Raw genomic sequence first — 3,528 nt, forward strand, 5'->3', positions numbered from 1 at the left:
CTTGATCAAGCACAAACTTTGGTTCTAACCACTTTATCAATAGCCGTTCGGCTTTGGTTGCTAAAGATGCTTTTTTATCCAAGCGCTTTGCCAGTTCTAGATAGATTTGCCAATCATGCTTGGCGTTCTTATTTTTACGAAACAAAGCTTTTGAATATTTAGCGATGTTATGTACCGCAAAATTATTAAAGGTAACATCATAATGGTCGCGCTCTAGCGGTGAGACTGGCGGCAAAATAATATTAGCATGGCGACTGGTTTCATTGACAAAATAATCAATGGCGACCATAAAATCTAACTGTTCAAAGGCTTGATCTAATTTTTCGCCATTGGGTGTACTCAAGACAGGATTACCTGCCACAGTCATAAAGCCTTTTAATTGCCCCTCACCTTCGATCAACATCTCATCACTCATGGCGACCACGGGATATTCACCATTAAAGTCAGGTAGCTTGCTGACGCGACTATGACGCTTACCCAAATACCCCGGACCAGAATTATTCACCACATCGACTGCAGCATTCGGGAACATCAAACCACCCACTTCGTCCAAGCGCCCCGTCACGATATTGATAACCATAGACAAATACTGGCTTAATAAACCGAATTCCTGCACTGATATACCCATCCGACCATAGCAAACCGAGCTTTTTGCTTCACAAAATTCTGTAACAAGTCGCTTAATCTCAACCGTGGCTATACCCGTAATAGCGGCAACTGACTCTGCGCTATAGTCTTTGGCAAAATCTGCCAATCGCTCTATTTCTGGCGCAAGTGATGCTGCTCTATTATTGATGCTAGCTTTATCAGCATAGCCTTGCAAATAAATCTCATTGAGCATTGCTAATAATAACAATACATCAGTCGCTGGACGAATAAAGTGATGCTCGCTTGCGATATTGGCGGTTTCAGTACGCCTTGGGTCGATGACGACGACTTTGCCACCACGTGCTTTAATATCTTTTAGCTTTTGGCGCATGTTTGGTGCCGTCATGATACTGCCGTTAGACGCTAGCGGATTGCCACCTATGATGAGCATATACTGAGTATGGTTGACATCAGGCACAGGAATACGCAGCATATGCCCGAATAAATGCATGCTAACAATATGGTGCGGTAATTGATCGACCGAAGTGGCAGAGAAGCGACTGCGCGTTTTGAGGCTGTTTAGCAGATGCTTAATCGTTAGCATGCCGCCCAAATTATGTACGTTTGGATTGCCAAGGTAGACGCCAAAAGCATTTTTGCCATATTGCTTTTGCACCGTGCCAATACCAGCAGCGACTTTGTCCAATGCTTCAGTCCAGCTAATTTGTTGCCAACCATTAGCGGTTCTTTCAACAGGATGACGCAAGCGGTCAGGATCCTCATGCAAGTCTTGCAAGGCGGTTGCTTTTGGGCAAATATAGCCTTTAGAAAACGGATCGTTTTTATCACCTTTGATAGATAAAACTTTTTTGCCATCATGTTTTATTTCGATACCACACATCGCCTCGCACAGATTGCAGGTTCTAAAATGTGTCTGCTCCTTGGATTTGACTGGTTCAGTAGCCACGGTCACGCTCCCTGTTGTTTTATATCATCGTTTTCATTAAGTCGTTTTCATTAAGTCGCTGATAAATTCCTTTTTCAGACTTTATTTTGACAGTCTATTTTCTCTACTATATCTGGCTATCCCCTTAACTCATAGTCAAATGTGTGCACTGTAGTTATGCACCTTAGTTACGCAACTTGCTGACAAAATACTCCAATCATTACATAAGTGAGCCATCCATAACATTGCTATGATTTTTTTCATAATCGAGTAACAGTCTCAACATTGTGCATACAGACAAAGCATTTTGAAATTCATATATTGGTCTCACAAGTTAGCCAATGGCTGGTTGTGAAGTAATCGAAAGCTTAGAAAATGGTATACAAGAAACAAGCTATTTAAGAAAAGCACTGTAGTAGCAATAAGAATGATAAATAATAATTTGGATACTAAAGCGTTCTGCAACCTGTTGATTTAAATTTTTAAATAACAGCCACTGTAAAAGACGCAATAACTAAAACAAGGATAATAGCAATGAATGAACATACTCTAAAAGGCGAGTGGAACCAAGTGAAAGGCTCAGTAAAGCAGAAATGGGCTGATCTTACTGATGATGATTTATTACACGTCGAAGGTAGCCGTGATAAGCTCGTTGGTAAAGTGCAAGAGCGTTATGGTCACAGTAAAGATGATGCTGAGCGTGAAGTAGATGCATGGCGTACTGAAAATAAATACTAGTAAATAGTGATACTTATAAAGAAGATCAAGATAAAACTTTCATAAGCAGATTATTTAAACAAAAACCGCATTAGTTCTTGATGCGGTTTTTTTATAACCTGTTTATGAGTTATTGAAAAATAAAGTCTAAAGTCCAGACACGATAAAACCGCATAGCAATGAATTGTTATGCGGTTTTATTGTTAACTATCCATGTTACCCATCACCACTCTAATCGCTGCATCCTTGCAAGATATTAAGTATATTGTGACAGTCGGGCATCCTACCCTTTTTACTACCATTGGCATTATCTGCCTGCAACACGGGTCATGTGTCCTTGTTTTAATTGCTATTATCATCCTGATGCTAGCAATTAAAACAATGTCCTTAATACGGTTAACTCAATCCTTGAGTCACATTCCCTTATGCCGTGTGTGTATAGTGTCAAATTATTGACTGACTGTTAAGTCGCGTAAACGTCATTGCTTGTAAGCATATGCTTACACCAGTTAAGTATTAGCTATATTTTTATCATAAATTATTGATTATTATCATATTAATATCTGAAAGCCACTTTAATTATTTTTTAATCCAATAAATAATATAGTAGTGTTAGCGATCTTTGTGGTTATAAGCAACACCTTAGTCACCGAAAGTATCGAATGGTTACGCAATTATTTGCAAAATTTACAACTTCTTAACAGCAATGTCATGTGTTAATGAGCTTTAAGCCTTATTATATGTATGTAAGAGAATATTTCAAGAATAACGAAATTAAAGAACAAACATCGATAATTCACGAGCATTTTTTGCGTATTATTCATGATTACTGGTGTTATTCTGTATTATATCTCAACAAATTTTTCCAGTATCAGGTGTGAGCTTTATTCTGCCAATTTATATCCTAGGAGATTTCATCATGAAAATACTAAAACTTTTCTCGCTTAAAACGGCCATACCCACCTCGCTTGCCATTGCACTCATTGGGGTTACTGCTGGCTGTGCCGTCGCCGGTCCAGGTTATGACAATTATCCGATATACAACGATAAGAGTGGTTATAGTCAGGCTGAAAACAACCGTGCTATTCAGCAGCTGCGTCAGGACTTGCGCCGTAAAGGCTATGATGTGATGGATATCAGAACGGATAGCTATCGCGGCAACCGTATACTGACCGCGCTTGCCAAAAAGAATAACCAAGCCTATGAGTTGAAATATACGTCACCAGATCTAAGACTAATCAGCTCGACCAAAAAATCTTGGTCGAATGCTTGGGATG

The 3,528-nt window shown here is 39.4% G+C and carries 2 protein-coding genes and 1 pseudogene; 2 read left to right on the plus strand and 1 reads right to left on the minus strand.

Features of this window, described 5'->3' with window-relative positions:
* On the minus strand, nucleotides 1-1,555 hold a 1,555-nt coding region (locus VLN09_RS00780; RefSeq protein WP_325243165.1), incomplete at its 3' end, for a molybdopterin-dependent oxidoreductase.
* 513 nt (nucleotides 1,556-2,068) lie between these two features.
* Between VLN09_RS00780 and VLN09_RS00785 the strand changes: the two genes are divergently transcribed.
* Nucleotides 2,069-2,272, plus strand: coding sequence for a CsbD family protein (locus VLN09_RS00785; RefSeq protein ID WP_325243167.1), 204 nt, complete (start codon nucleotides 2,069-2,071; stop codon nucleotides 2,270-2,272).
* An 898-nt stretch (nucleotides 2,273-3,170) separates the two neighbouring features.
* Nucleotides 3,171-3,528: pseudogene (locus VLN09_RS00790) on the plus strand (hypothetical protein); the annotation flags it as partial.

The sequence above is a fragment of the Psychrobacter sp. genome (assembly GCF_035469765.1).
Taxonomy (GTDB): domain Bacteria; phylum Pseudomonadota; class Gammaproteobacteria; order Pseudomonadales; family Moraxellaceae; genus Psychrobacter.

Coding starts and splice junctions, on each gene's coding strand:
- VLN09_RS00785 (WP_325243167.1), top strand. CDS start 2,069: ATGAATGAACATACTCTAAAAGGCGAGTGGAACCAAGTGAAAGGCTCA.